The sequence below is a fragment of the Streptomyces sp. NBC_01508 genome (genome assembly GCF_045040315.1).
Classification (GTDB): Bacteria; Actinomycetota; Actinomycetes; order Streptomycetales; family Streptomycetaceae; genus Streptomyces.
On sequence record NZ_CP109419.1, the window covers coordinates 4,492,277 to 4,519,043 of the forward strand.

The 26,767-nt window shown below is 71.1% G+C and carries 22 protein-coding genes, 4 tRNA genes and 1 other RNA gene; 16 read left to right on the forward strand and 11 right to left on the reverse strand.

Annotation, left to right across the window (positions count from 1 at the left end):
- The first annotated feature begins 4 nt into the window (after nt 1–4).
- On the forward strand, nt 5–1,246 hold the full coding sequence (locus OG700_RS20815; RefSeq protein WP_405615743.1) for a tyrosine-type recombinase/integrase: 1,242 nt from the start codon (nt 5–7) through the stop codon (nt 1,244–1,246).
- An 80-nt stretch (nt 1,247–1,326) separates the two neighbouring features.
- Here OG700_RS20815 and OG700_RS20820 read toward each other — a convergent pair.
- Nucleotides 1,327–1,414: transfer RNA gene (locus tag OG700_RS20820), tRNA-Ser, on the reverse strand.
- Between the two features lie 72 nt (nt 1,415–1,486).
- Between OG700_RS20820 and ffs the strand changes: the two genes are divergently transcribed.
- From ffs to OG700_RS20850, 6 genes are all read left to right on the forward strand, one after another.
- Nucleotides 1,487–1,585: signal recognition particle sRNA small type (ffs, locus tag OG700_RS20825), an RNA gene on the forward strand.
- Between the two features lie 42 nt (nt 1,586–1,627).
- The gene (locus OG700_RS20830) at nt 1,628–3,910 is read left to right on the forward strand and encodes a DNA polymerase III subunit gamma and tau (RefSeq protein ID WP_405615745.1); all 2,283 of its coding nucleotides are present in this window, start codon (nt 1,628–1,630) and stop codon (nt 3,908–3,910) included.
- Between the two features lie 156 nt (nt 3,911–4,066).
- Nucleotides 4,067–5,335: a phosphoribosylamine--glycine ligase gene (gene purD, locus OG700_RS20835; RefSeq protein ID WP_405615747.1), complete on the forward strand. Its 1,269-nt coding sequence runs from the start codon at nt 4,067–4,069 to the stop codon at nt 5,333–5,335.
- Nucleotides 5,336–5,674: 339 nt separating this feature from the next.
- A complete protein-coding gene (locus tag OG700_RS20840) occupies nt 5,675–7,465 on the forward strand; it encodes a hypothetical protein (RefSeq protein ID WP_405615749.1) in 1,791 nt (596 codons plus the stop codon).
- A 379-nt stretch (nt 7,466–7,844) separates the two neighbouring features.
- Nucleotides 7,845–9,302 (forward strand): N,N-dimethylformamidase beta subunit family domain-containing protein, encoded by a 1,458-nt coding sequence (locus tag OG700_RS20845; RefSeq protein ID WP_405615751.1) that lies wholly within the window; start codon nt 7,845–7,847, stop codon nt 9,300–9,302.
- Nucleotides 9,303–9,392: 90 nt separating this feature from the next.
- On the forward strand, nt 9,393–10,292 hold the full coding sequence (locus OG700_RS20850; protein WP_405615752.1) for a phosphoribosylaminoimidazolesuccinocarboxamide synthase: 900 nt from the start codon (nt 9,393–9,395) through the stop codon (nt 10,290–10,292).
- 60 nt (nt 10,293–10,352) lie between these two features.
- On the opposite strand, the gene OG700_RS20855 is transcribed toward OG700_RS20850, so the two are convergent.
- The 8 genes from OG700_RS20855 to OG700_RS20890 all read right to left on the reverse strand — a co-directional run bounded on the left by OG700_RS20855 (nt 10,353) and on the right by OG700_RS20890 (nt 15,209).
- A tRNA-Gly gene (locus tag OG700_RS20855) sits at nt 10,353–10,425 on the reverse strand.
- A gap of 22 nt (nt 10,426–10,447) precedes the next feature.
- A complete protein-coding gene (locus OG700_RS20860; protein ID WP_405615754.1) occupies nt 10,448–11,092 on the reverse strand; it encodes a response regulator in 645 nt (214 codons plus the stop codon).
- Nucleotides 11,089–12,513 carry a sensor histidine kinase gene (locus tag OG700_RS20865; protein ID WP_405615756.1) on the reverse strand — a complete coding sequence of 475 codons (1,425 nt, stop codon included), beginning with the start codon at nt 12,511–12,513 and terminating at the stop codon, nt 11,089–11,091. Before OG700_RS20865 ends, OG700_RS20860 begins: the two co-directional genes overlap by 4 nt.
- A gap of 136 nt (nt 12,514–12,649) precedes the next feature.
- The gene (locus OG700_RS20870) at nt 12,650–13,462 is read right to left on the reverse strand and encodes an ABC transporter permease (protein WP_405615758.1); all 813 of its coding nucleotides are present in this window, start codon (nt 13,460–13,462) and stop codon (nt 12,650–12,652) included.
- A complete protein-coding gene (locus OG700_RS20875) occupies nt 13,459–14,436 on the reverse strand; it encodes an ABC transporter ATP-binding protein (RefSeq protein ID WP_405615760.1) in 978 nt (325 codons plus the stop codon). The genes OG700_RS20870 and OG700_RS20875 overlap by 4 nt, the downstream gene beginning before the upstream one ends.
- A 133-nt stretch (nt 14,437–14,569) precedes the next feature.
- Nucleotides 14,570–14,642: transfer RNA gene (locus OG700_RS20880), tRNA-Gly, on the reverse strand.
- A 40-nt stretch (nt 14,643–14,682) separates the two neighbouring features.
- A tRNA-Gly gene (locus OG700_RS20885) sits at nt 14,683–14,754 on the reverse strand.
- Nucleotides 14,755–14,882: 128 nt separating this feature from the next.
- Complete coding sequence (locus OG700_RS20890) at nt 14,883–15,209, reverse strand: Lsr2 family protein (protein ID WP_405615762.1); 327 nt, start codon at nt 15,207–15,209, stop codon at nt 14,883–14,885.
- 410 nt (nt 15,210–15,619) lie between these two features.
- Between OG700_RS20890 and purS the strand changes: the two genes are divergently transcribed.
- The 9 genes from purS to purM all read left to right on the forward strand — a co-directional run bounded on the left by purS (nt 15,620) and on the right by purM (nt 24,961).
- Nucleotides 15,620–15,865: a phosphoribosylformylglycinamidine synthase subunit PurS gene (gene purS / locus OG700_RS20895; RefSeq protein ID WP_078076409.1), complete on the forward strand. Its 246-nt coding sequence runs from the start codon at nt 15,620–15,622 to the stop codon at nt 15,863–15,865.
- Nucleotides 15,862–16,542, forward strand: a complete 681-nt coding sequence (gene purQ / locus OG700_RS20900) for a phosphoribosylformylglycinamidine synthase subunit PurQ (protein WP_405615764.1) — start codon at nt 15,862–15,864, stop codon at nt 16,540–16,542. Before purS ends, purQ begins: the two co-directional genes overlap by 4 nt.
- On the forward strand, nt 16,542–18,800 hold the full coding sequence (purL, locus tag OG700_RS20905; protein ID WP_405615766.1) for a phosphoribosylformylglycinamidine synthase subunit PurL: 2,259 nt from the start codon (nt 16,542–16,544) through the stop codon (nt 18,798–18,800). Before purQ ends, purL begins: the two co-directional genes overlap by 1 nt.
- Nucleotides 18,801–18,925: 125 nt before the next feature.
- Nucleotides 18,926–19,456 (forward strand): ArsR/SmtB family transcription factor, encoded by a 531-nt coding sequence (locus OG700_RS20910; RefSeq protein ID WP_405615768.1) that lies wholly within the window; start codon nt 18,926–18,928, stop codon nt 19,454–19,456.
- Nucleotides 19,457–19,499: 43 nt separating this feature from the next.
- Nucleotides 19,500–20,351, forward strand: coding sequence for a M23 family metallopeptidase (locus OG700_RS20915; protein WP_405615771.1), 852 nt, complete (start codon nt 19,500–19,502; stop codon nt 20,349–20,351).
- A 10-nt stretch (nt 20,352–20,361) separates the two neighbouring features.
- Nucleotides 20,362–21,156: a sterol carrier family protein gene (locus OG700_RS20920; protein WP_405615773.1), complete on the forward strand. Its 795-nt coding sequence runs from the start codon at nt 20,362–20,364 to the stop codon at nt 21,154–21,156.
- A gap of 87 nt (nt 21,157–21,243) precedes the next feature.
- Nucleotides 21,244–22,071, forward strand: a complete 828-nt coding sequence (locus tag OG700_RS20925; protein WP_405615775.1) for an META domain-containing protein — start codon at nt 21,244–21,246, stop codon at nt 22,069–22,071.
- A gap of 144 nt (nt 22,072–22,215) precedes the next feature.
- The gene (gene purF, locus OG700_RS20930) at nt 22,216–23,733 is read left to right on the forward strand and encodes an amidophosphoribosyltransferase (RefSeq protein WP_405615777.1); all 1,518 of its coding nucleotides are present in this window, start codon (nt 22,216–22,218) and stop codon (nt 23,731–23,733) included.
- 157 nt (nt 23,734–23,890) lie between these two features.
- Entirely contained in the window at nt 23,891–24,961 is a 1,071-nt protein-coding gene (gene purM, locus OG700_RS20935; RefSeq protein WP_405615779.1) for a phosphoribosylformylglycinamidine cyclo-ligase, read from the forward strand.
- A gap of 95 nt (nt 24,962–25,056) precedes the next feature.
- Here the strand turns inward: purM and OG700_RS20940 are convergent, their stop codons facing one another.
- On the reverse strand, nt 25,057–25,305 hold the full coding sequence (locus OG700_RS20940; RefSeq protein ID WP_189111161.1) for a DUF3073 domain-containing protein: 249 nt from the start codon (nt 25,303–25,305) through the stop codon (nt 25,057–25,059).
- A gap of 311 nt (nt 25,306–25,616) precedes the next feature.
- A complete protein-coding gene (locus OG700_RS20945) occupies nt 25,617–26,726 on the reverse strand; it encodes a Leu/Phe/Val dehydrogenase (protein WP_405615781.1) in 1,110 nt (369 codons plus the stop codon).
- Between the last annotated feature and the right edge of the window lie 41 nt (nt 26,727–26,767).

Genomic DNA, 26,767 nt, shown 5'->3' on the forward strand with positions numbered 1-26,767 from the left:
GGCCATGGGAGAGCAGAGGCGTACCCGCCAGCCCAACGGCGCTTCATCGATCTACTTCGGTAAGGACGGAAAGTGGCACGGCCGCGTGACGGTCGGTGTGCGGGACGACGGAAAGCCCGATCGGCGTCACATCGAGCGGAAGTCCAAGGCCGAAGTGACGAAGGCCGTCCGGGAGATGGAGCGGGCTCGTGACGACAAGAAGCTCCGGAAGCCGGGGAAGGGCTGGACGGTGGGGAGTTGGCTTGAGCATTGGGTGGAGAACATCGCCAGGCCGTACGTCTCCGAGAACACCTACGACGGGTACGAGGTCGACGTTCGCGTTCACCTCGTCCCCGGCTTGGGTGCTCACCGGCTCGACCGGCTGGAGCCCGAGCACCTGGAGAGCTTCTACCGAAAGATGCAGGGCAACGGCAGTTCGGCCGGGACCGCTCACCACGTGCACCGCACGATCCGTGTCGCCCTGGGCGAGGCCGTACGACGTGGGCATGTCCCCACGAATCCAGCAGAGATCGCCAAGGCTCCTCGGTTGGAAGAGGAGGACATCGAGCCTTACGGCATCGAAGAGGTGCAAAGCCTGCTGCTCCAGGCCTCCAAGCTGCGCAACAGTGCCCGTTGGGTCGTCGCCCTGGCTCTGGGACTTCGGCAGGGAAAAGCGCTCGGACTCCACTGGGAAGACGTGGATCTCGATGCGGGCTACGTGCGTATCCGCAAGAACCGGCTCCGGCCCAAGTACCGGCACGGCTGCGGGGAGGGCGAGCCGTGCGGCAGGAAGGCCGGCTACTGCCCTCGGCGGGAGCAGACCCGGCGGGAACACAAGTCCACCAAGTCCAGGGCCGGACGGCGCACAGTCGGTCTGCCCGATCCGCTGATCAAGCTCCTTCGGCACCACCAGGACGTACAGGCGGGGGAGCGCCTGTCAGCTGGAGCCGACTGGGAGGAGAAGGGGTACGTCTTCGCCTCGCCCCTCGGCGGTCCGCTGAGCCCGAACACCGACTACCACGTGTGGAAGCGGCTGTTGCGGGACGCGGGTGTACGGGACGGCCGGCTGCATGACGCTCGCCACACTGCCGCGACCGTCCTGCTTCTCCTGGGAGTCCCTGACGTCGTGGTCGACTCGATCATGGGCTGGGAGCCTGGGGGAGCGGCAAGGATGCGCGCCCGGTACATGCACATCACCGGGCCGATGCTCCGGAAGGTCGCGCAGCAGGTCGGCGACATGCTCTGGGAGCCGCCGCAGGGCGAATGAGACGGAAACTGAGACGGACACGTCGAAGGCCCGCCATCGCTAGCGACGGCGGGCCTTCGACTATTGCCCGGTGAGAGCAATGGCGGAGGATACGAGATTCGAACTCGTGAGGGGTTGCCCCCAACACGCTTTCCAAGCGTGCGCCCTAGGCCACTAGGCGAATCCTCCGCGACGAACCATACAAGACGTGGAGTGGTGCTCGCGAACTCGTTGCCGGGGGTGGGGATCGGGTACTGTGGGCGCAGCCCCTCACGTGGCGCTATCTGACTGAACTCCCCCAGGGCCGGAAGGCAGCAAGGGTAGGTTGGCTCTGGCGGGTACGTGGGGGGCGTTCGCGTTGGCGGGGGTGGGATGTCGTAGCGGGCCGATATCGTCGTAGGTGTGTCGTCCCTAGCGCTGTACCGCCGTTACCGCCCCGAGTCGTTCGCCGAGGTCATCGGGCAGGAGCATGTCACTGACCCGCTGCAGCAGGCCCTGCGCAACAACCGGGTCAATCACGCGTATCTGTTCAGCGGGCCGCGGGGCTGTGGGAAGACGACCAGTGCGCGCATCCTGGCGCGCTGTCTGAACTGTGAGCAGGGGCCCACGCCGACCCCCTGCGGGGTCTGCCAGTCCTGTCAGGACCTGGCCAGGACCGGCCCGGGGTCGATCGATGTCATCGAGATCGACGCCGCTTCGCACGGTGGTGTGGACGACGCCCGTGATCTGCGGGAGAAGGCCTTCTTCGGGCCGGCCGGCAGTCGTTACAAGATCTACATCATCGACGAGGCGCACATGGTCACGCCGGCGGGGTTCAACGCCCTGCTGAAGGTCGTCGAGGAGCCGCCGGAGCATCTCAAGTTCATCTTCGCGACCACCGAGCCGGAGAAGGTCATCGGCACGATCCGGTCGCGTACGCACCACTATCCGTTCCGGCTGGTGCCGCCCGGGACGCTGCGCGACTATCTCGGCGAGGTGTGCGCCAAGGAGCGGATCCCGGTCGCCGAAGGGGTGTTGCCGCTCGTGGTGCGGTCCGGTGCGGGGTCCGTGCGGGACTCGATGTCCGTGATGGACCAGCTTCTCGCGGGCGCCGCCGAGGACGGTGTGACGTACGCCATGGCGACGGCCCTCCTTGGTTATACGGACAGTTCGCTGCTCGATTCGGCGATCGACGCCTTCGCGGCCGGCGACGGCGCGGCGGCCTTCGAGGTCGTGGACCGGGTCATCGAGGGCGGCAACGACCCCCGGCGGTTCGTCGCCGACCTGCTGGAGCGGCTGCGGGACCTGGTCATCCTGGCGGCCGTTCCGGACGCCGGTACGAAGGGGCTCATCGACGCCCCCGACGACGTGGTCCAGCGGATGCGGGACCAGGCGTCGGTCTTCGGGGCCGCCGAGCTGAGCCGGGCCGCCGACCTCGTCAACACCGGGCTCACCGAGATGCGGGGCGCCACCTCGCCCAGGCTCCAGCTCGAACTGATCTGCGCCCGCGTGCTGTTGCCCGCGGCCTTCGACGACGAGCGGTCCGTGCAGACGCGGCTCGACCGGCTGGAGCGGGGGGCTTCGGCGGCGGCGTTCTCGACCGGGGGCGGCCCCGCCATGGGGTACGTCCCCGGACCCGAGGCCCACGCGGTGGGGCCGGGCAACGGACCCGCCGCGGCGCGGGCCGCCGTGCAGGGTGGCGGTACGCCGCCCCCGGCGCCTCCCGCCGCCGTACCGTCCACTCCGGCTCCGGCCCCCGCTCCCACCCCCGAGCCCACGGCCCCGGCGCCCCCGGGCGGCAACCGGCCCGGCGCCTGGCCCGGTGCGGCCGTGCCCACCCCCGCCGCGCCCGCGCCCGCTCCGGAAGCCGCCCGCAAGCCCGGTGGGTGGCCCACCGCGTCGACCCCCGGGCGCGGCCCGCAGACCACCGAGCCGGCCCCCGCACCGTCCCCACCGGCGCACGAGTCCGCCGGTTCCGCCGGTCCGGCCGGTCCCGTCATGACCCAGGGCGCCGGACAGGTGCGGAACATGTGGCCGGACATCCTGGAGGCGGTGAAGAACCGCCGTCGCTTCACCTGGATCCTGCTCAGCCAGAACGCACAGGTCGCGGGCTTCGACGGGACGACCCTCCAACTCGGCTTCCTCAACGCGGGCGCCCGCGACAACTTCGCGAGCAGCGGCAGCGAGGAAGTGCTCAAGCAGGCGCTCTCCGAGCAGTTCCACGTGCAGTGGAAGGTCGAGGCGATCATCGATCCCTCGGGCGGCACCCCGCAGCCGCCCGCCCCCGGCGGTGGCGGCGGTAGCGGCGGCAACAACCCCGGTGGAGGCGGCGGTTACGGCGGCGGCGCGGGCGGCTTCGGTGGCGGGGACGGAGGGGGCGGCGGCGCCAGACCCCCGGCGCCCGCCCCCTCCCACAGACCCGCGCCGCCCGCCCAGTCCTCCCCCGGCCCCGGTCCTGGTTCCGGCTCCGCGATGTCCGGCGCCTACGCGCCCGCCGCGCCCGCGCCCGCCGTCCCCGGCCCCACGACGCCCGAACAGCGCCGCCCGTCGGACGGCCCCGCCATGGCGGCTCCTCGCCACGTCGCCCCCGAGGACGACACTCCTGAAGAGGACGACGCCGACCTCGTCGACTCCGCGCTCTCCGGGCACGACCTGATCGTCCGCGAACTGGGCGCCACGGTCGTCGAGGAGTACCCGAACGACTAGGTTCCGTCCGCCGGACAGGACCTGAGGCGCCGGCGGGGCACGCCGACCGGATCGCGCGGTTCGCCGGACCGGACCTGGCCTCGACCGCCGGACGGTCCGCGGTCCGGCGACCGGACACCACGTCCGCCGCCAACCCGTCCCCGCTAGGCTGCCCCCGTGAAGGTCCTTGTCATCGGCGGCGGTGCCCGCGAACACGCCCTGTGCCGCTCTCTGTCCCTCGATCCCGACGTCACCGCTCTGCACTGCGCGCCCGGCAACGCCGGTATCGCCGAAGTCGCCGAGCTGCACCCGGTCGACGCCATGGACGGTGCGGCCGTCGCCCGGCTCGCCACCGAGCTGGAGGCCCGGCTCGTCGTCGTCGGACCCGAGGCGCCGCTCGTCGCCGGGGTCGCCGACGCCGTACGGGACGCGGGCATCGCCTGCTTCGGCCCGTCCGCCGAGGCGGCGCGGCTGGAGGGTTCCAAGGCTTTCGCCAAGGACGTGATGGCCGCGGCGAGCGTCCCCACGGGGCGTAGCTACGTCTGCACGACCCCCGAGGAGATCGACAAGGCCCTCGACGCCTTCGGCGCCCCCTTCGTCGTCAAGGACGACGGTCTGGCCGCCGGTAAGGGCGTCGTCGTGACCGACGACCTCGCCGCCGCCCGCGAGCACGCGCTCGCCTGTGGCCGCGTCGTCATCGAGGAGTTCCTCGACGGTCCGGAGGTCTCCCTCTTCGCCATCACCGACGGCCGTACGGTGCTCCCGCTGCGCCCCGCCCAGGACTTCAAGCGGGCGCTCGACGGCGACGCGGGCCCCAACACCGGCGGCATGGGCGCGTACTCCCCGCTCCCGTGGGCCGATCCCAAGCTGGTCGACGAGGTCATGGAGACGGTCCTCCAGCCCACCGTCGACGAACTGCGCCGCCGTGGCACGCCCTTCTCCGGGCTGCTGTACGCGGGCCTGGCGATCACCGGTCGGGGTGTGCGGGTCATCGAGTTCAACGCCCGTTTCGGCGATCCCGAGACGCAGGTGGTCCTGGCCCGGCTGAGGACCCCGCTCGCAGGTGTCCTGCTGGCCGCCGCCGAGGGCCGGCTCGCCGATCAGCCGAGCCTGGTCTGGCACGACGACGCGGCGGTCACCGTCGTCGTGGCGTCGCACAACTATCCCGGTACGCCGCGGACCGGCGACCCGATCGAGGGCCTGGCCGACGTCGTCGCGCAGGATGCGCCCGACGCGTACGTCCTGCACGCCGGGACCCGGCTGGCCGACGACGGCAGCACGGTCCTGAGCGCCGGTGGCCGTGTGCTGTCCGTCACGGCGACCGGCAAGGATCTCGCGCAGGCGCGGGAGCGGGCGTACGCGGCCGTGGACCGGATCCGGCTGGACGGTTCCCAGCACCGTACGGACATCGCCCGCAAGGCCGCCGAGGCCGAGGCCGAGGCCTGAGCCCGGGACCCACCCCGAATCCCGAATCCCGAATCCGAGCGCGGTATCCACCCTGGTCCTGAGCCCGGGTGCGGACTCCCCGGCCGGTCCTGTTCGTGTCCCGCGTCCCGGTCCCCGGACACCGGACCCCAGAACACCGGCGCGTCAGCACCTTTGCCCAAAGCCATTCCATCGAGTGACGGTTAGCCCATCCGGATGATCCTCGCAGGGGTCCCAACTATGGTGCGGCGCAAGCGTTCGGGCACTTGGCCCACCGGCATTGCGATGTCAGTGGCGGGTGCCACAGTGGGGGAGTGAGCAAATCCACCGCAGTGCTGGCAGAGGGGGTGAGATCCGGACGTGTCCGGTTCCGGTGTCGGTGAGGAGATCGGCGCCCAGGGCGCCAGGTCCAGGGCTCTCGCTGTGCTGCGCGTGCGCGGCAGGGCGTCGGCCGTCGCGCTGCTGCCCGCCGCGGCGGCGGTCGTCCTGCTCGCGGGCGGTGCCACGGGCCGTCTGACCGGCGGGAGTTGGGACACCGCGCGCTGGGTCGTGACGGGTGTCGCCGTGGTCGTGCTGCTGTGCGCGGCGGCCGTCGCCGCCGTGATCGTCAGGGCCAGGCCCGCCCTCAGCCCCACCGTGGAGATCGCCGAGCGGTCCGCCCCCGACCTGTATCGCCTGGTGCGGGATCTGGCCGACCGCATGGATGTGCCCGCGCCCTCCTCCATAGTCCTGACGCCCGACTGCGACAGCTGGCTGGAGGACCGTACGCACCCCGCGCACGCCCTCGCCGCCGCTCCGACCGACCGGCCGGGAACCGCCACCGGCACCCGCACCACCCCCGGCACCCGCACCACCCCCGGGAACGGCACCGCACGCACCCCCGCGAGCGCCCCCGGCGCCGGACGCGGTCGCGCGACGGCCGCCCCCGTCCTCGTGATCGGCTCCCCCTTCCTGTGGTGGATGCGGGTCGCCGAGCTGCGCGCCGTGCTGGCCCCGGTCGTGGCCGGTACGGGACCGGCGGCGCACCCCGACATAGCCGCCGCCCGTCGCTTCGTGCGGGGCCTGGACGCGGCGGTGGCCCTCCCGGGCCGGCCGGGCCTGGGCCTGGTGCGCCGGGCCGCGCTCGGCTTCGTCGGCCGGATCGCCCGCCTGCTGCTGCGCGCCTGCGGCGAGCACGCCGCGCTGATGGAGCGCGGTGTCGCGTCCGCCGCGTCCGAGCGCGCCCAGGGTGTGGACTACGGCGTGCGGATCGTCGCCCAGGAGCAGGTCGGCCTCGCCTACGCGGGCTGGGACCGGCTGCTGACCCGCGTCGCCCTGCCCGCCTGGCGGATGGGCCGCTGGCCGTCCCGGCTCGACGTCGGGGTCGTATCGGCGCTGACCGAGCTGTCGCGGCGCGACCGGCTGGCCGAGGGCTTCACCTCCCGGCTGGGCGAGCGCCCCGCCTGCGATCTGCTCGAAGAGCCCGGCGCGGTGGACGAGGCCGCGTCCCTGCTGGCCGCGCGCCTCTTCCACGGCGGCCCGGCCGCGTCCGGCCCCGACTGGTCCCCGGTCGACTGGCAGCAGTATCCGGAAGAGGTGGTCGACCGTAAGTGGCGTACGGAAGCGGCCAGGCTGCACCGCGTCCTCGACGACATGGGCGTACGCCGCTCCGCGCGTCCCGGCGGCTCCACGGCCGACCCCTCGGCCGTGCCCGGCCCCACGCTGGAACGGGTCATGGACCATCTCGCCGGGCAGGGCGAGGAGGCGGGCGACGCGCTGGCCGCCGGGATCAGCGCCGAGGTGGCGCGCGAGGAGGCCGACGCGGTGCCGACCGTCCCGGCGCCCGCCCCGCCCGTGGACGCCGCGGGCGACGCCCTGGCGCTCCGGGGGACGGACCCGCTGCCGCTGTTCCCCCTCATGCCGCCGCGTACGGGCCGTGAGCTGCTCGCCGACCACGTCACGGCCATGGTCTGCTGCGCCGCCGTGGACACGGCGGGTGCGGCCCCGGGGCTCGACTGGCTCGACGGCCCGGCTCTGCTGATGGACGGCAAGCGCCGCACGGACCTGGCGGGCGGGGTGCTGAGCCTGGTGGAGGACGGCGACGTGGAGCCGCTGCGGATGTGGCTGGCCTCGACGGGTGTACGGCCGGAGAAGCCGGTCCGTCTGGTGTGAGGTCGGTCACCACCGACCTCGCGCGGTCGAGGCGAACGGCACCGCGCGGGAGCGCGCGGCGCATGTCGCGGGACACGGTGACCCGCCCGGTGACCACCCGGACGAGGGCCTGTTGAACGGCCCGTAAGCCCCGACCTCACCCCCACCCCGGCCCCGCCTCACCCCCACCCCGGCCGCCGCGCCGCCCAACCTCCCATCCGGAGCGGGGTGTTCCGTACACGCCCGTACACGCCCTTTCGCGACGAACGGTGACGGAGTGCGTGCGTTATGTGATGTGCTGGAGACCGACGCTGACACGGTCCGCCCCAACGGCGGTCCGCCCACCGGCAGTCGGTCAACCACCAAGACCCGTACGGGGCTTCCAGGGAGGGGCGCGCCAATGTGCGCCGATCACATTCGACGGTGGGAGTCGGGAGCGCTCGCCCACGCCGTCTCCGACCCCTTCGGCCAGGGACCGGTGCCCTGGCTGCGCGGCAGCGAGAACTACTTCGACGACACCGGCCACATCGTCCCCTGGTACGCGGACCCGACGCTCGGGCGCGACCGGGGCGGCCCGCACACCGCCGACGACGTCCACCGCCAGATCAAGGGCTTCGCCTCCACCGGCGCCGCCGCGCCCGGCGAGTCGATCGACTTCCACATCACCGTCGACCCGCCCCAGCCGTTCGCCGTGGACATCTACCGGATCGGGCACTACGGCGGCGAGGGCGCCCGCAAGATCACCACCAGCCCCCGTCTCTCCGGCATCGTCCAGCACGCCCCGCTCGTCGCCGAGCGCACGGTCTCCTGCCACCACTGGTGGCTCTCCTGGCGGCTCCAGATCCCGTCGTACTGGTCGCTGGGCGCGTACGTCGCCGTCCTCACCACCACCGACGGCCACCGCTCCCACATCCCCTTCACGGTCCGCGACAGCCACCCCGCCGACCTGCTGCTCCTGCTCCCCGACATCACCTGGCAGGCGTACAACCTCTACCCGGAGGACGGCCACATCGGCGCCAGCCTCTACCACGCCTGGGACGAGCGGGGCCGGCTCCTCGGCGAGGAGGACGCGGCGATCACCGTCTCCTTCGACCGCCCGTACGCGGGCGCCGGTCTGCCCATCCACGTGGGCCACGCCTACGACTTCATCCGCTGGGCCGAGCGTTACGGCTACGACATCGCCTACGCGGACGCCCGCGATCTGCACGCCGGCCTGATCGACCCGACCCGCTACCGGGGGCTGGTCTTCCCAGGCCACGACGAGTACTGGTCGCTGCCCATGCGCCGCACCGTCGAGCGGGCCCGCGACCACGGCACCTCGCTGGTCTTCCTCTCCGCCAACACCATGTACTGGCAGGTGGAGTTGGGCCCGTCCCCGTCCGGCGTCCCGGACCGCCTCCTCACCTGCCGCAAGCGCCACGGCCCCGGCCGCCCGGCCCTCTGGCGGGAGGTGGACAAGCCGGAGCAGCAGCTGCTCGGCATCCAGTACGCGGGCCGGGTCCCCGAGCCGCGCCCGATGGTCGTACGGAACGCGGAGCACTGGTTCTGGGACGCCACCGGCGCCGGTGAGGGCGACGAGATCCCGGGCCTGGTCGCCGGCGAGGCCGACCGCTACTTCCCGCGTACGGCGCTGCCCGAGCACGACGAGCGGATGCTGCTCGCCCACTCGCCGTACCGGGACGTCGCCAACGCCCTGCGCCATCAGGAGACTTCGCTCTACCGCGCCCCTTCCGGCGCCCTGGTCTTCGCCTCGGGGACCTTCGCGTGGTCACCCGCGCTGGACCGGCCCGGCCATGTCGACCCGCGCGTCCAGCGGGCGACCGCGAATCTCCTCGACCGCATCTGCAAGCGCGACTGACAGCCTGGCGCCGCGCCCCCGCGCACGCCCACCCGCGCGCATACGGGAGAATCGGCACCGGAAAGCACCCGCGGCGAGGAACGAGGAACCGTGTCCGGATTCGTAGAAAAGCCCGAGCCGCTTCAGGTCCCGGGCCTGGTGCATCTGCACACCGGCAAGGTGCGCGACCTGTACCGGAACGAGGCGGGCGATCTCGTGATGGTCGCCAGCGACCGCATCTCCGCCTACGACTGGGTCCTGCCCACCGAAATCCCCGACAAGGGCCGGGTGTTGACCCAGCTCTCGCTCTGGTGGTTCGACAAGCTCACCGATCTCGCGCCGAATCACGTCATCTCCACCGACCTCCCGGACGGCGCCCCCGCGCACTGGGCCGGCCGCACACTCATCTGCGAGCCGCTGCGGATGACCCCGGTCGAGTGCGTCGCCCGCGGCTATCTCACCGGCTCCGGCCTCGCCGAGTACGAGCAGACCCGCACCGTCTGCGGACTCGCCCTCCCCGAGGGGCTGGTCGACGGCTCCGAGCTGCCGGGGCCGATCTTCACACCCGCCACGAAGGCCGCGGTCGGCGACCACGACGAGAACGTGTCGTACGAGGAGGTCGCCCGCCAGGTCGGCGCGGAGACCGCCGCGCTGCTGCGCCGCACGACGCTCGACATCTACGGCCGCGCCCGCGACATCGCCCGCGCCCGCGGCATCGTCCTCGCCGACACGAAGTTCGAGTTCGGCTTCGACACCGACGACCGGCTGGTGCTCGCCGACGAGGTGCTGACCCCGGACTCCTCGCGCTTCTGGCCCGCGGCGACCTGGGAGCCGGGCCACGCCCAGCCGTCGTACGACAAGCAGTACGTACGCGACTGGCTGACGTCGTCCGCGTCCGGCTGGGACCGCGCGAGCGACCAGCCGCCGCCGGAGCTGCCGCCGGAGGTCGTGGACGCGACGCGCGCCAAGTACCTGGAGGCGTACGAACTCCTCACCGGCACCCGCTGGTAACCCACAGGTGAGACAACGAAGAACCCCCGGCCGGTGATCCGGCCGGGGGTTCTCGCACTGAGCGGACGACCAGGTTCGAACTGGCGACCTCAACCTTGGCAAGGTTGCGCTCTACCAACTGAGCTACGTCCGCGTGCGCCGGGGCGCGCAGCCCACTATACCCAACCTCGCTCGCGGGCGAGACGCACCGCCGTATGCCGGCTCGAAGCCCCCAGTTTGGTCGCGGCCGACGACAGATAGTTCCGCACGGTGCCCTGCGACAGCGAGGCCCATGCCGCGATGTCGGCGATCGGCGCCCCGTCGGCGGCCAACTCCAGCACCTCGGCCTCGCGAGCGGTCAGCGGCGAGTCCCCGGCGGAGATCGCGTCGGCGGCCAACTCCGGGTCCACGTGCCGGTTTCCGGCGTGCACGGTACGGATGATCTCGGCGAGCTGCCGGGCGCTGACGGTCTTCGGTACGAAGCCGCGCACCCCCGCCGCCAAGGCCCGCTTGAGATGGCCGGGCCGGCCGTGGCTGGTGACGATCATCGTGCGGCAGCCGGGCAGTTCGGTACGCAGGGATGTGGCGACCTTCACACCGTCGGCGCCCGGCATCTGAAGGTCGAGCACGGCGACGTCGGGGCGGTGCGTCAGCGCCATCGCCAGCGCCTCGGGCCCGGAGGCGGCCTCGGCGACCACGGTCAGATCGTCCTCAAGACCGAGGAGCGCGGCGAGCGCGCCCCGGATCAGATGCTCGTCGTCGGCCAGCAGGACGCGTACGGGAGCGACCGGGGCGGGGACGGGGGGTGGCACCTGACTCACGCGGTCACCTCGGTCGCCTCGGCCGCCGTGGTGGCCCCGTTCGTTTCTCGCGTCACGGACACCGACACCGGCGTCCCCGACATCGCCGTCAGCGGCACCCGGGCCGTGAGCCGGAAGTGGGTGCCGTCCACCGGGCCCGCGTCGAGCGTGCCGCCGAGCGTGGCCAGCCGCTCGCGCAACCCCGCGAGCCCGGCCCCCGCCGGCTTCGGCGGGCTCTCCGCGCCCGCCCGGTCCGGGGGTGCCTGGCCGGGCAGCCCGTCGTTCTCCACGACCAGCACCGCGTCGCGCCCCTCCTCCACCGTCAGCCGCACCGTGCACTGCCGCGCGTCCCCGTGCCGCAGCACGTTCGTGGCGGCCTCACGGACCACCCACCCGAGGGCCGACTGCACGTCGGCCGCCAGGCCCGTACCGCCGCCGATCCCGCCGCCCGTACCGCCGCCCGCACCGGCACCACCACCCGCACCGCCGCCCCCATCACCGCTCGTCAGGTCCCTCGTGTCCGCGCCGTGCAGCCGGAATCCGATCCCCGCGGCCTCCAACACGCCCCGCGCGCCTTCCAGTTCGGTGCGGAGATCCACTTCCCGGTACCCCCGCACGACCGCCCGCACCTCCCGCTGCGACTCCCGCGCGATCCGCTGCACCTCGGTCATCTGCGCGGCGGCCTGTTCCATACCACCACGCTGCGCCAGCTCCACGGCGAGTTCGCTCTTGAGTGCGATCACCGCCAGATTGCGGCCCATGACGTCGTGCAGGTCACGCCCGAAGCGCAGCCGCTCCTCCGCGACGGCGAGCCGGGACTGGAGTTCGCGGGCGCTGTCCAGGTCCCATACGGCCTTGGCCAGCCAGACCGAGAAGCCGCTGGTGAAGGTCAGGATCAGACCCGCGATCAGTACCCCGAGCGCGGCGCCGAGGACACCGCCGAGCGGCATGCCGAACGCCAGCCCGGACAGCACCACGACCGCGACGGAGGCCAGCATGATCAGCAGCATGTTCTTCACCCGCCGCACGCCGACGACCAGCGAGCCGACGCCGAATCCGGCGAAGGCGACCAGTATGTAGCCGATGCTCTGGATCTGGCCCTCGCTCGAGGGCGGGTGAGCGGCGATGAGCCCCATGGTCGCCACGGTGCCGACGACGGAGAGCACGGCCGTCGCGACCATGAGACGGATCGGCCGCTCCCGCCTGCCGAGCCCCCAGTCGAGGGCGTAGGAGATGTAGGCGCCGACCGCGAGCGCGTGGGCGAAGCCGATCAGCAGGAGCCACCCGCTGATCGGCGATTCGGCGCGCCTGACGGTGCCGACCAGCATGACCACCACCTCGCCGACGACGAAGAGGTGGAAGGACCAGCGGGTGTAGATCTCCACCTTGGCCGGTTTGCTCTTCCCGGCCCACGGTCGCGCCCTGCTCGTCACCCTCGCCATGCCGTCCATCCCACTCCCACCCGCCCGTATCGACCTGCTCCCGCCCGTCCGTCGCGCCCCGTGCCCGGAGCCGTGCCCCGAGCCGCACTCGGAGCCGTACTCAGCGCGGTACTGAGCGCGGTACTGAGCGCGGCACTCAGCGCCGCGGCTCCCAGCGGAACCACCGCTTCACAGCAAACACGGCCAGCACCGACCAGGCCAGGGTATTCAGCCCCGCCGCGAGCAGGTCCCCGGTCACCGCGTCGCCCAGCCACCCCGCCCGCACCAGGGTCACGATCCCGGTCATCGGCAGCAGCTCGCAGACCGAGGCGACCTTGTCGGGCAGCGCCTCCAGCGGCACGAACAGGCCCGATCCCATGGCCGAGAGCAGGAACAGCGGCATGGTGGTGATCTGCGCGCTCTCCACGGTGCGGGTGTACGACGCCGTCGCGGCGGCCAGCGCCGCCATCAGCCCGATACCCACCAGCACACCCAGCACCAGCAGCTCGGGCCGCCGCGGGGCGCTCACGTCCAGGAACGCGACCCCGACCACGACCAGCAGCACACACTGCGCGAACGCCAGCATGGCGGCCGGCAGCGCGGTCCCGGTCAGGATCTCCGGATCGGACACCTCGCCCGTACGGAGCCGCTTGAGCACCAGTTCCTCGCGCCTGGCGGTGAACGCGGAGGTGAGGTTCGAGTACACCACCATCAGCAGCACCATGCCGATGCCGCCCGTCAGGGCGATCTCCAGGACGCTCATCCCGGTGTCGTCCAGATCGACGTTCTTCAGCGAGACCTGGACCGAGGCGATCAGCCCGATGGGCACGAACAGGGCCACGAAGAGCGTCGTCCTGTTGCGTACCAGCAGTGTCAGCTCGGCCCGCGCGAGCGCGCCCAGCCGTCCCGTCCTGGTCGTCGTCCCGCCGCCCGCGGCGGTCTCCCGCTTCCGTGTGACTGTCGCGCTCATGCGGCGACCCCCGTTCCGGCCTTCGCCGTGTCCGTGCGCTGTGCCGCGATGTCGAGGAACGCCTCTTCGAGCGAGGCCGACCGGGCGTCGAGCGCTTCCAGATGTACGGCGAACTCCTCGGCCCAGCGCAGCAGTTCGGCGAGGTCCCGCTGGAGCTGCTGGGTGCGGATCTCGATCTGCCGGCCGTCCGCCGCCGCCCGCAGCGTGAGCGGCAGCTGCCCCGGCGCCATCCCCTCGGGCAGTTTGAACCGGATCCGGGCCGGCCTGGTCGCCGTCACCTCCGAGGGCGTTCCCGCCACCTCGATCCGGCCGCCGTGCATGATCGCCAGCCGGTCCGCGAGGGACTCGGCCTCCTCCAGGTAGTGGGTGGTCAGCAGCACCGTCGTCCCTCCGTCGCGCAGCGCGGCCACCAGGTCCCAGGTGTCCCGCCGCCCCTCCGCGTCCAGGCCGGTCGTCGGCTCGTCGAGGAACAGCACCTCGGGCCGTCCGAGCAGCGCGAGCGCCAGATCGAGCCGCCGCCTCTCGCCGCCGGACAGCTGCTTGACCCGCACACCGGCCCGCGCGGTCATTCCCACGAGATCCAGCGCCTCGCCGACGGGCCGGGCCCCGCTCGTGCAGCCCGACCACATCCGTACGGTCTCCTCTACCGTCAGATCGGTCGGGAAGCCGCCCTCCTGGAGCATCACCCCCGTCCGCGGCCGTACCGCCGCCCGCTCCGTGAACGGGTCCCGTCCGAGCACCCGTACCGTGCCGCCGCTGGGCCGGGCAAGGCCCTCCAGCATCTCCACGGTGGAGGTCTTGCCCGCCCCGTTCGTACCGAGCAGCGCGAAGACCTCTCCCTCTCCGACGGTGAACGAGATCTCGTTCACCGCCTGGAACCCTCCGGCATAGGTGCGCCGGAGCCGGTCCACCTCGATGACGTTCCCGTCCACATCCGTGGGCCGAGCCGCGTTGTCTCCCCGAGTTCTTGTCATGAGTACAAGGCTCCCGGCGGACCGGGCCCGGCAGCAGTGCGCGCTGTCACCAGTGCTCATGACAAATGTCATCGCCGTACGCGTGAGACACGTCGAAGGCCCCGGTCACAAGTGACCGGGGCCTTCGATACGGAGCGGACGACCAGGTTCGAACTGGCGACCTCAACCTTGGCAAGGTTGCGCTCTACCAACTGAGCTACGTCCGCAGTGCATCGTTCACCAACAACAAGCTTCGATGTGATGCAGAGCGGGTGACAGGGATCGCACACTGCGCCTCCCCCTTGGAAAGGGGGCGTTCTACTACTGAACTACACCCGCACGCTGCGTCAGGTTCGGCTTTTCGGCCTTGCCCTTCGGCGTGCTCCAGACTCTAGCCGATCGCCGGGGGTGCTGTGCAACTCCGTTCCCCGGCGAGCCCGGCCGTCCGTCGTCGACCGGACGCTTCCTCAACTCGCCTCGCGGAACGCCTCGTAGACCCGCTTGGGGATCCGGCCGCGGGCCGGCACCTCCATCCGGTGCGAGAGTGCCCAGGCGCGTACAGCCGCCGGGTCGGGCGCGAGGGCCGTGTGCCGGTACGACTTACGGTTCTTTCCGGCATGGGTCTGCCGTCGGCCCGCTTCCAGGTACGGGGCCAGGGCCTTGCGTAGTTTCTTTGCGTTGGCGGGATTGAGGTCGATCTCGTACGACTTCCCGTCGAGGCCGAACGTGACCGTTTCCGCCGCTTCTCCGCCGCTGATGTCGTCGGAGAGCGTGACCACTACGCGCTGCGCCACGGATATCGGTCCTTTCGTGCGGCACCGCCGCGTCCCGCGCATGCTTCGAAACATGGCTGACGTGCGGCGATACCGGCCTTCCGGCTGTTTAGGGGCAATGCGACTTGTCGCGCTATTCCTTTGTACAGCGAACCGCGCCGCATTGTGAAGCCCAGCCAATTGCATCAGCGTGTCCGACGGCAATGGCGGGAGCAAGTATTTTTCCGGGATTTTTCCCGGTGGCCGCGCGGTACGAAATCGACGGAGATCGGTGGAGAGTCCGGCACTGTGTGGATATCTACTCGCGTAGATTTTGCGTACGGGTACGCTGAAGGCACTCGGGGGGTCGGGGGATTCCCCGGCGGAACCACAGCCGCGGACAGCCGCGCACAGCCGCATCACACAGCCGCACCACACCACCGGGAGTGCCAGTGGCACGCGTCGTAGTCGACGTCATGCTCAAGCCGGAGATCCTCGACCCGCAAGGACAAGCAGTGCAGCGCGCACTGCCCCGGCTGGGTTTCGACGGGATCGCGGACGTCCGACAGGGAAAGCGTTTCGAGCTGGAGGTGGAGGGTCCGGTCGACGAGGCCGCCCTCGCCCGCATCCATGAGATGGCCGAGACGTTCCTCGCCAACACCGTCATCGAGGACTTCGTCGTAAAGGTGGAGTCGTGACCACTCGTATCGGAGTCGTCACATTCCCCGGCACGCTCGACGACCGTGACAGTCTGCGCGCGATCGGGATCGCCGGCGCCGAGCCCGTCTCGCTCTGGCACCGCGACAAGGACATCAAGCAGGTGGACGCCGTCGTCCTGGCGGGCGGATTCAGCTACGGCGACTATCTGCGCGCCGGGGCCATTTCGCGATTTTCGCCGGTGATGGAGACGGTCATCGAGCAGGCGAAGGGCGGCATGCCGGTCCTGGGGATCTGCAACGGCTTCCAGATCCTGACCGAATCGCATCTGCTGCCGGGCGCGATGCTGCGCAACAACCATCTGCACTTCATCTGCCGCGACCAGAAGCTGCGCGTGGAGAACGCTTCGAGCGCGTGGACCTCCGACTACACGGCGGGCCAGTCCATCTCCGTACCGCTGAAGAACATCGACGGCCGGTACGTGGCCGCCGAGCCGGTCCTGGACGAGCTGGAGGCCGAGGGCCGGGTCGCCTTCCGCTATCTGGACGGCAATCCGAACGGCTCGCTCCGCGACATCGCGGGCATCACCAACGCGGCGGGCAACGTCGTCGGCCTGATGCCGCACCCCGAGCACGCCGTGGAACCGCTGATCGGTACGGGCCGTACCGACGGGCTCGGATTCTTCACCTCGATCCTGAAGAAGCTGGTAAGCGCCTGATGACGATCAAGAACCTCGATACCGTCAAGAACGCGACCGGGACGCCCGACGTCGACCAGCCCTGGAAGGAACTCGGCCTCAAGGAGGACGAGTACACCCGGATCCGCGAGATCCTTCGGCGCCGGCCGACCGGCGCCGAGCTGGCCATGTACTCCGTGATGTGGTCCGAGCACTGCTCGTACAAGAGCAGCAAGGTGCACCTCAAGCAGTTCGGCGACAAGGCCCCCGCCAGCGACGCGATGCTGGTCGGCATCGGCGAGAACGCGGGCGTCGTGGACGTCGGCCAGGGGTACGCGGTCACCTTCAAGGTCGAGTCGCACAACCACCCCTCGTACATCGAGCCCTACCAGGGCGCGGCCACCGGCGTCGGCGGCATCGTCCGCGACATCCTCGCCATGGGCGCCCGCCCGGTCGCCGTCGTGGACCCGCTGCGCTTCGGCGCGGCGGACCACCCCGACACCCGGCGCGTGCTGCCCGGTGTCGTCGCCGGCATCGGCGGTTACGGCAACTGCCTGGGCCTGCCGAACATCGGCGGCGAGGTCGTCTTCGACCCCTGCTACCAGGGCAACCCGCTGGTCAACGCGGGCTGCATCGGCGTGATGAGGCACGAGGACATCCACCTCGCGCAGGCGTCGGGCCCCGGCAACAAGGTGATCCTGTACGGCGCCCGGACCGGCGGCGACGGCATCGGCGGCGTCTCGGTGCTGGCGTCGGAGACCTTCGACGACGCCAAGCCGACCAAGCGCCCGGCCGTCCAGGTGGGCGACCCGTTCCAGGAGAAGCTCCTCATCGAGTGCACCCTGGAGATCTTCGCCGAGAAGCTGGTCGCCGGTATCCAGGATCTCGGCGGCGCCGGTCTGTCCTGCGCGACGAGCGAGCTGGCGTCGGCCGGATCCGGCGGGATGCGGGTCGAGCTGGACACCGTCCCGCTGCGCGACTCGTCGCTCTCGCCCGAGGAAATCCTCATGAGCGAGTCGCAGGAACGCATGTGCGCGGTGGTCGAGCCCGACAAGGTCGACCGGTTCATGGAGATCTGCGAGAAGTGGGACGTCATCGCGACGGTCATCGGTGAGGTCACCGAGGGCACCCGGCTGGAGATCTTCTGGCACGGCGAGCAGATCGTGGACGTCCCGCCGCGCTCCGTCGCGCACGACGGCCCGGTGTACGAGCGCCCCTACGCCCGCCCCGACTGGCAGGACGCGCTCCAGGCCGACGACGCCAACAAGCTTGCCCGGCCCGCGAGTTCGGCGGAGCTGCGCGAGCAGGTGCTGAAGCTGGTCGGTTCGCCGAACCAGGCGTCGAAGGCGTGGATCACCGACCAGTACGACCGCTTCGTCCAGGGCAACACGGTGCTCGCGCAGCCCGAGGACGCGGGCATGGTCCGGATCGACGCGTCGACCAACCTCGGTGTGGCGATGGCGACGGACGGCAACGGCCGGTTCGCCAAGCTCGACCCGTACGCGGGCGCGCAGCTCGCGCTGGCGGAGGCGTACCGCAACGTCGCCGCCTCCGGCGCCAAGCCGCTCGCCATCTCCGACTGCCTGAACTTCGGTTCGCCCGAGGACCCGGCCGTCATGTGGCAGTTCGCCGAGGCCACGCGCGGTCTCGCGGACGGCTGCCTCCAGCTGGGCACCCCGGTCACCGGCGGCAACGTCTCGCTCTACAACCAGACCGGTGAGACGGCGATCCACCCGACGCCGGTCGTGGCCGTGCTCGGTGTGATCGACGATGTCACGCGCCGCACCCCGATCGCCTTTGGGGAAGAGGGCCAGCTCCTCTATCTGCTCGGCGACACCCGCGAGGAGTTCGGCGGCTCTGCCTGGTCGCAGGTGATCCACGACCACCTGGGCGGACTGCCGCCGAAGGTGGACCTGGACCGGGAGAAGCTGCTCGGCGAGATCCTGATCTCGGGATCACGCGACGGCATGATCGACGCCGCGCACGACCTGAGCGACGGCGGTCTGATCCAGGCCGTCACCGAGTCGTGCCTGCGGGGCGGCAAGGGCGCGCGGCTGGTCGTGCCGGACGGGCTCGACGCGTTCACGGCGCTGTTCAGCGAGTCGGCCGGGCGCGCGGTTGTCGCCGTGCCGCGCAGCGAGGAGTTGCGCTTCACCGACATGTGCGGTGCGCGCGGGCTACCCGCGACCCGGATCGGTGTGGTGGACGGCGAAGAGGTCGAGGTGCAGGGCGAGTTCAGCATCGCGCTGAGCGAGCTGCGGGCGGCGCACGAGGGGACGATCGAGGCGCTGCTGGCCTGAGCCCTTCTTCTTTCCTCAATCGCCGGCCGGGCTGCGGACGCAGCCCGGCCGGCGATTTTCCGTGTGACGGGCCGCACACGAGGCCGCGACTTGCATTTGATTGCGTAATTACGTAAATTCCCCACATGGATCTCGAAGAGCGCGTCGCGGAGGTGGAGCGCCGTCTCGCGGCGCTGGAGCGTACGGGAGCGGAGGCGCCCTCCCGGCCGCCGCGAGGGGAGCGACCGGGACAGCCGGCGGACGACACACTGAGGCCGCTGGAGTTCCTGGAGGAGCAGTTGACGGCGGCGGGGGCGGACGCCGGTGGTGTGACGTACACGGGCTCGGTACGGCTACCGACCGGGGAGCCCTACCGGTGGCAGATCACCGAACTGACCGACGACCTGCTCGACGCCGACTGGTCGGTAACCGCCGAGCACTTCGCGGCGCTCGGACACGCCGTACGGCTGCGGATGCTGCGCGAGATCCTCAGCGGTCTGCGTACCGCCGCCGAACTGACCGCGCTGGACGACATCGGCACCAGCGGCCAGATCTACCACCACCTGCGCCAACTGACCGGCGCGGGCTGGCTCCGGGTGACGGGGCAGGGCCGCCACGAGGTGCCCGCCGCCCGTGTCGTACCGCTGCTGGTCATGCTCTCCGCCGCCAGGAACTGAGCGTGACAGCACACCCGACACTCCCACCGAGGTGACTCCCGTCATGTCCGTCCGAAAACTCGCCATGGTCCTGGCCCGCTGCTGCTTCCTGGCCGTCCCCGTGCTCGTCCTGTGCATGATCTTCGCCGATCTGCGCCTGCCGCCCTGGGCGGCAGGCGGCCTGGCCCTGTTCCCGATCGTGACATTCGTGACCCTGGGGAGGCTGAGCGCCGCCGCGCTGAAGCGGACCGAACGCGCGCCCGTCGAGGTGGCGGCGCCGGTGTCCGGGCGCTGGCTCGCGCACAACAGCCCGGCGGACAAGGTGCCCAGCCACGGCCTCCACGGCTACGGCCAGACGTACGCCATCGACATCCTGGCCGCCCCGGACCCCGACACCCGCCCGCCGTTCGCGAAGCTGTGGCCGCTCGCGCGGGGGAACAGCGCCTATCCGGCCTTCGGTGCCCCCGTGCTGGCCGTGGCCGACGCGACGGTCGTGCGTGTGCTGAACGGGCGGCGCGACCATCTGACCCGCACCTCGATACCCGCGCTCGTCTGGATGATGCTGATCGAGGGCATGGTGCGCGAAGCCACAGGCCCTTCGTGGATCTTGGGCAATCACGTGATCCTGGACCTCGGCGACGGCACGTACGCCGCGTACGCGCACCTCAAGCAGGGCTCGGTGACCGTCGCCGTGGGCGACACGGTGCGCACGGGACAGCGGATCGCCGACTGCGGCAACACCGGCAACTCCACCGAGCCGCACCTGCACTTCCAGCTGATGGACGGCCCCGACCTGGACACGGCGCGCGGCATCCCCTTCACCTGGCGCGGGGTCGGGGTCCCGGCCAACGGCGAGTCGTTCACCCCGGAAGAGGAAGCCACCCCGGCCGGGCGGCCCGACCGGCAACTCGATTAGCCTCCCGGCTATGCCACCGGCCAAGAAGCGCAGACAACGCGGTTACGACTCCGACAAGACCCGTACCGCCGTCCTCACCCAGTTCGCGCACGTGCGCGAAGCGGTCGCCGCCCTCACCCCCGAGCAGCTCGCCCGGCCCGCCGCCCTCGGCGAGTGGACCGTGCGCGAGCTGGCCGCCCACGTGTGTTTCGGCGTCGAGTCGGTCAGCCGCGCGCTGGAGCAGCCGGCGCCGCCCGTCGCTGAGGTGGGGCTGCCCGGCTGGGCGTTCGCGACGGCCGCGCTGGCCACCCCGATCTCGGACGACGTCAAGACGTACGCGGCCTCCGCCGAACCCGCCGAGCTGTTCGAGCGCACGGCAGGCCGGATCACCGCGCTGCTGCCCGACGCCCCGGCCGACCGGCTGGTCGGTGTCCGGGTCGGCGCGATGCGCCTCGGCGACTTCCTGGTGACCCGGACCGTCGAGCTGGTCGTCCACACCGACGACCTGAACCGCGCGGCCGGGCTCGACATCCCCTTCGACCCGCGGGCGCTCGCCGCCTGTACCCGGCTGCTCGCCGACGCGCTCGCGGAGAAGGCACCCGGCGCTTCGACGGAGGTGCGGATCCCGCCGTACGCCGTCGTCCAGTGCGTGGAGGGCCCCCGGCACACCCGGGGCACCCCGCCGAACGTCGTGGAGACGGACCCGCTGACCTGGCTGCGGCTGGCCACCGGGCGTACGACCTGGTCCGAGGCGCTGGCATCGGCCCAGGTCAGCGCCGGCGGCGAACGCGCGGACCTGGCCGCCGCGCTGCCGGTCATGAGCTGACCGAGGCCCACCCGGCCGCCCCCGCCCGGCACCCGTACGGAACCGGACCCGGGCCTGCCTCGTCCCACCGGTATGCCGAAACAGTCAGTGACCACCACCGTCACCGCCCTCACGACCCTGGCCCTCCTCGCCCTCGCCGGCTGCGGCACGGAATCCGGCAGAGGCGCCGACGGGGCGGCCGAGGCCGGCGACGCGGTGCGCACCGATCTGCCCCTGACCGACGTGCGCTGGGGCATCGACAGCCTCAGCGTCGACGGCAAGAAGACCGCGGCGCCCGCCGGAGCCAGTGTGGAGATCGACTCCAAGGGCAGGGCCAGCGCGAACACCGGATGCAACTCCATCGGCGCACAGGTCACCGTCGACGGCGACACGGTCACCGTCGGTGAGAAGGAAATGACGCTGATCGGCTGCCCGGAGGAGCTTCAGGCCTTCGAGAAGGCGCTCAACGGGGCCTTCTCGGGCAAGCTCACGGCCAAGATCGAGGACAAGAGGCTCACCCTCACCACCGCCGGGGGAGACTCCATCGCCATGTCCGCCGAGCAGCCCGCCCCGCTCGTGGGCACCGAGTGGACGGTCAGCAGTCTCCTCTCCGGGGAGACGGTCAGCTCGCTGCCCACGGACAAGAAGGGCGAGAGCGGGAAGGCGACGCTCACCTTCGGCAAGGGCGGCACCGTGAGCGGCAGCCTCGGCTGCAACACCTTCTCGGCGTCCGCGAAGACCACGGACTCCACGATCACCTTCGGACCGGTCAGGTCCACCAGGAAGCTCTGCCCGGAGCCGGGAATGTCCCTGGAGCGCAAGCTCCTGAAGGCGCTCGACGGGAAGGTGACGTATGAGGTGCACCACCGTGAGCTGACCCTCAAGGCGGCCGACGGCACCGGTTTCGGGGCCGTCGCCGACGCCCCCGCGAAGTAGTACCGGCACGGTTCTCCCTGGTGAGGGAGGGGCTGTCGGGGTGGGCCGGTGGCGACACGCCGCCGGCCCGCTTCGCCGTCCACCTCACGGCCCACTTCCGTACCGCATTCGGACCAGCGGTCGTTCTCGCCTACACTCGGTGCCGTGCCTCGTGGTGATGGACGACTCAACCACGACCTGCTCCCCGGCGAGAAGGGCCCTCAGGACGCTTGCGGCGTCTTCGGAGTCTGGGCCCCCGGTGAAGAGGTCGCCAAGCTCACCTACTTCGGACTGTATGCACTGCAACACCGCGGACAGGAGTCCGCGGGCATCGCAGTGAGCAACGGCTCCCAGATCCTTGTCTTCAAGGACATGGGCCTTGTCTCACAGGTCTTCGACGAAACTTCCCTCGGCTCCCTCCAAGGCCATATCGCCGTGGGTCACGCCCGCTACTCCACCACCGGAGCCTCGGTGTGGGAGAACGCGCAGCCGACCTTCAGGGCCACCGCCCACGGCTCCATCGCGCTCGGCCACAACGGCAATCTGGTCAACACGGCCGAGCTGGCCGAGCTGGTCGCCGACCTCCCCAAGGAGAACGGCCGCACGACGCGCGTCGCCGCCACCAACGACACCGATCTGATCACGGCGCTCCTCGCCGGACAGACGGGCGACGACGGCAAGCCCCTCACCGTCGAACAGGCCGCCCCGCAGGTCCTGCGGCACACCAAGGGCGCCTTCTCGCTCGTCTTCATGGACGAGCACACCCTGTACGCGGCCCGTGACCCGCAGGGCATCCGCCCGCTGGTCCTCGGCCGGCTCGAACGCGGCTGGGTCGTGGCCTCCGAGAGCGCCGCTCTCGACATCTGCGGCGCCGCCTACGTCCGGGAGATCGAGCCCGGCGAGCTGATCGCCATCGACGAGAACGGCCTCCGCACCTCCCGATTCGCTGAAGCGAAGCCCAAGGGCTGTGTCTTCGAGTACGTGTACCTGGCCCGCCCCGACACCGACATCGCCGGCCGGAACGTCTACCTCTCCCGTGTGGAGATGGGCCGGAAACTCGCCGCGGAAGCACCCGCCGACGCCGATCTCGTCATAGCGACACCGGAGTCCGGCACCCCCGCCGCGATCGGTTACGCGGAGGCGAGCGGCATCCCGTACGGCTCGGGACTGGTGAAGAACGCGTACGTGGGCCGGACCTTCATCCAGCCCTCGCAGACCATCCGCCAGCTCGGTATCCGTCTCAAGCTCAATCCTCTTAAAGAGGTCATCAGGGGCAAGCGCCTGGTGGTCGTGGACGACTCGATCGTCCGCGGCAACACCCAGCGCGCCCTGGTCAAGATGCTCCGTGAGGCCGGCGCCGCCGAGATCCACATCCGGATCTCGTCCCCGCCGGTGAAGTGGCCGTGCTTCTTCGGCATCGACTTCGCCACCCGCGCGGAGCTGATCGCCAACGGCATGTCCATCGACGAGATCGGCAAGTCCCTGGGCGCCGACTCGCTCTCGTACATCTCCATCGACGGCATGATCGAGGCGACCACCATCGCCAAGCCGAATCTCTGCCGCGCCTGCTTCGACGGCGAGTACCCGATGGACCTGCCCGATCCGGAACTCCTCGGCAAGCAGCTGCTGGAGACCGAGCTGGCGGGCGGCGCCGATGCCGCCGACGCGCTCAGGCGGCCCTGACAGCGGCCGTGAGCGCCCGTGAACGTGCCCCTCAAGCCCGCCGCGCCCCCCACCCGGTCGCGGCGGCCCGCAGCCACGTCCCGAACCCACGGCCCCCACGGCACGGATCCCGTCCCCGAACCAAACCTCCGCAGCACCGACACGAAAGTTCCCCGCCATGCCAGCTGAATCCTCCGGTGCCTCCTACGCCGCCGCGGGCGTCGACATCGAGGCCGGCGACCGCGCCGTCGCGCTGATGAAGGAGTGGGTGAAGAAGACCCAGCGCCCCGAGACCGTCGGCGGTCTCGGCGGCTTCGCCGGGCTCTTCGACGCCTCCGCGCTCAAGCGCTACGAGCGCCCGCTGCTCGCCTCGGCCACCGACGGCGTGGGTACGAAGGTCGATCTGGCCCACAAGATGGGCGTCTACGACACGATCGGCCACGACCTCGTGGGCATGGTCGTGGACGACCTGGTGGTGTGCGGCGCCGAACCGCTCTTCATGACCGACTACATCTGCGTCGGCAAGGTGTTCCCCGAGCGCGTCGCCGCCATTGTCAAGGGCATCGCCGAGGGCTGTGTGCTGGCCGGCTGCGCCCTTGTGGGCGGCGAGACCGCCGAGCACCCCGGCCTCCTCGGCGAGGACGACTTCGACGTCGCCGGCGCCGGTACGGGCGTGGTCGAGGCCGACCGGCTGCTGGGCGCGGATCGTATCCGTACGGGTGACGTCGTGATCGCCATGGCGTCCTCCGGGCTTCACTCCAACGGGTACTCACTCGTCCGGCATGTCGTGTTCGACCGGCTCGGCTGGTCGCTGGAGCGCGAGGTCGCGGAGTTCGGCCGCACGCTCGGCGCGGAGCTGCTGGAGCCCACCAAGATCTACTCGCTGGACTGCCTGGCGCTGACCAGGACCACCGAGGTGCACGCTTTCAGCCACATCACCGGCGGCGGCCTCGCCAACAACCTGGCGCGGATCGTCCCGGACCATCTGCACGCCACGGTGGACCGTTCGACCTGGGCGCCCGGCGCGGTCTTCGACCTGATCGGCGAGGCGGGTCAGGTGGAGCGTACGGAGCTGGAGAAGACGCTCAACATGGGCGTCGGCATGATCGCCGTCGTCCCGGAGACATCGGTGGACGCGACGCTCACCACCCTCGCCGACCGGGGTGTGGACGCGTGGGTGGCCGGCGCCGTCGAGGACCGGGGGCACCACACCACGGGCGCGACGCTCACCGGGGACCATGCGGCCTGAGGCCGTGCCCGAGGGGCACTGGTGTCATGGTGAAACCCGGTCCGGGGAGCCCGGACCGGGTCACATGAGTGATTACTTCTTGAGGTGTACGTACGTCAAGCACCGCGACGCTGTGACGACGGGCCGGACTCCTCGTCCTCTTCGTCGTCGTTGTACAGCTCCGCGTACTGTGCGTACGGGTCATCTTCCTCGTCGTCATCCTCGAACGGCTCAGCGTTCGGCGGTTGACTCGAAGGCGATGCGCCCAGCTCATTGGCCAGACGCGACAGGTCTGTCCCGCCGCTGTTGTACTTCAGCTGGCGGGCGACCTTTGTCTGCTTGGCCTTGGCCCGGCCGCGCCCCATGGCTCGACCCCCTCGGTGACGGGGCTCCACGGCCCCAGAGTCTTGACACGCGTTCATGTTTCAGAACGAGCTCTCCGTGGAGAGACCCGTCCTTAGGACTTCAACGGTACCTGCTTCCGCGGCCATACGGTACGCCGCCCGCATGACGCGCCTCGGCGCGGGACCGGCGAGAACGGCTGTCCCCGCTGGTCAGCTGCGATTTTAACCTCTTCCTGAGGGGCGACCCGCCGACCGGGGTGAGTCTCGTCTCCCCCGGAACCGCACGGCGGCTCCGGGTCGGCTCCGCGGTGGCCGATCGCCCCCTCCCGGCGTCAGCGGACGCGGGCCTCCGAGATGCGCTGTTCGGCGATCCTGTCGGCCGCCGCGGCCGGCGGAATCCCGTCGTCCTTCGCACGTGCGAAGATTGAAAGCGTGGTGTCGAAGATCTTCGCGGCCTTCGCCCGGCACCGCTCGAAGTCGAATCCGTGCAGCTCGTCGGCGACCTGGATCACGCCGCCCGCGTTCACCACGTAGTCCGGCGCGTAGAGGATGCCGCGGTCGGCGAGATCCTTCTCGACGCCGGGGTGCGAGAGCTGGTTGTTGGCCGCCCCGCACACCACCTTCGCGGTCAGCACGGGCACGGAGTCGTCGTTCAGCGCCCCGCCGAGCGCGCACGGCGCGTAGACGTCCAGACCCTCGACGCGGATCAGCGCGTCGGTGTCGGCGGCCACGGCCACCTCGGGGTGCCGGTCGGTGATCCGGAGCACGGACTCGTCCCGTACGTCCGTGATCACGACGGACGCGCCGTCCTGGAGCAGATGCTCGACCAGGTGGTGCCCGACCTTGCCGACGCCCGCGACGCCGACCTTGCGGCCCCGCAGTGACGGGTCGCCCCACAGGTGCTGGGCGCTCGCGCGCATCCCCTGGAAGACACCGAAGGCCGTCAGTACGGAGGAGTCGCCGGCGCCGCCGTTCTCGGGCGAGCGGCCGGTCGTCCAGCGGCACTCACGGGCGACGACGTCCATGTCGGCGACATACGTACCGACGTCGCAGGCCGTCACGTAACGGCCGCCGAGCGAGGCCACGCACCGGCCGTACGCCAGCAGCAGCTCCGTTCTCCGGTCGCCCTCGAACTGCTCGGGGTCACCGATGATCACGGCCTTGCCGCCGCCGTGGTCGAGACCGGCCATGGCGTTCTTGTACGACATGCCCCGTGACAGGTTCAGCGCGTCGGCGACGGCTTCTCCCTCGGAGGCGTACGGGTAGAAACGGGTGCCGCCCAGGGCGGGGCCCAGGGCGGTGGAGTGCAGGGCGATGACTGCCTTGAGCCCACTGGCGCGGTCCTGGCACAGGACGACCTGCTCGTGGCCACCTTGCTCGGAGTGGAACAGGGTGTGCAGTACGTCGACGGTTGCGACAGGGGCTCCGGTCACATCGGTCACGGTGGTGACTCCCAAGTACGAAGCGGTGAGTAGCCCCTCCT

Bases quoted from the DNA above. Each gene is read 5' to 3' on its own strand.
- OG700_RS20940 (WP_189111161.1), bottom strand. From the start codon at position 25,305: ATGGGGCGCGGCCGGGCCAAGGCCAAGCAGACAAAGGTCGCCCGCCAG.
- OG700_RS20815 (WP_405615743.1), top strand. From the start codon at position 5: ATGGGAGAGCAGAGGCGTACCCGCCAGCCCAACGGCGCTTCATCGATC.
- OG700_RS20915 (WP_405615771.1), top strand. From the start codon at position 19,500: ATGTCCGTCCGAAAACTCGCCATGGTCCTGGCCCGCTGCTGCTTCCTG.
- purL (WP_405615766.1), top strand. From the start codon at position 16,542: ATGACGATCAAGAACCTCGATACCGTCAAGAACGCGACCGGGACGCCC.
- OG700_RS20870 (WP_405615758.1), bottom strand. From the start codon at position 13,462: ATGAGCGCGACAGTCACACGGAAGCGGGAGACCGCCGCGGGCGGCGGG.
- OG700_RS20875 (WP_405615760.1), bottom strand. From the start codon at position 14,436: ATGACAAGAACTCGGGGAGACAACGCGGCTCGGCCCACGGATGTGGAC.
- OG700_RS20910 (WP_405615768.1), top strand. From the start codon at position 18,926: ATGGATCTCGAAGAGCGCGTCGCGGAGGTGGAGCGCCGTCTCGCGGCG.
- OG700_RS20865 (WP_405615756.1), bottom strand. From the start codon at position 12,513: ATGGCGAGGGTGACGAGCAGGGCGCGACCGTGGGCCGGGAAGAGCAAA.
- OG700_RS20920 (WP_405615773.1), top strand. From the start codon at position 20,362: ATGCCACCGGCCAAGAAGCGCAGACAACGCGGTTACGACTCCGACAAG.
- OG700_RS20845 (WP_405615751.1), top strand. From the start codon at position 7,845: ATGTGCGCCGATCACATTCGACGGTGGGAGTCGGGAGCGCTCGCCCAC.
- purM (WP_405615779.1), top strand. From the start codon at position 23,891: ATGCCAGCTGAATCCTCCGGTGCCTCCTACGCCGCCGCGGGCGTCGAC.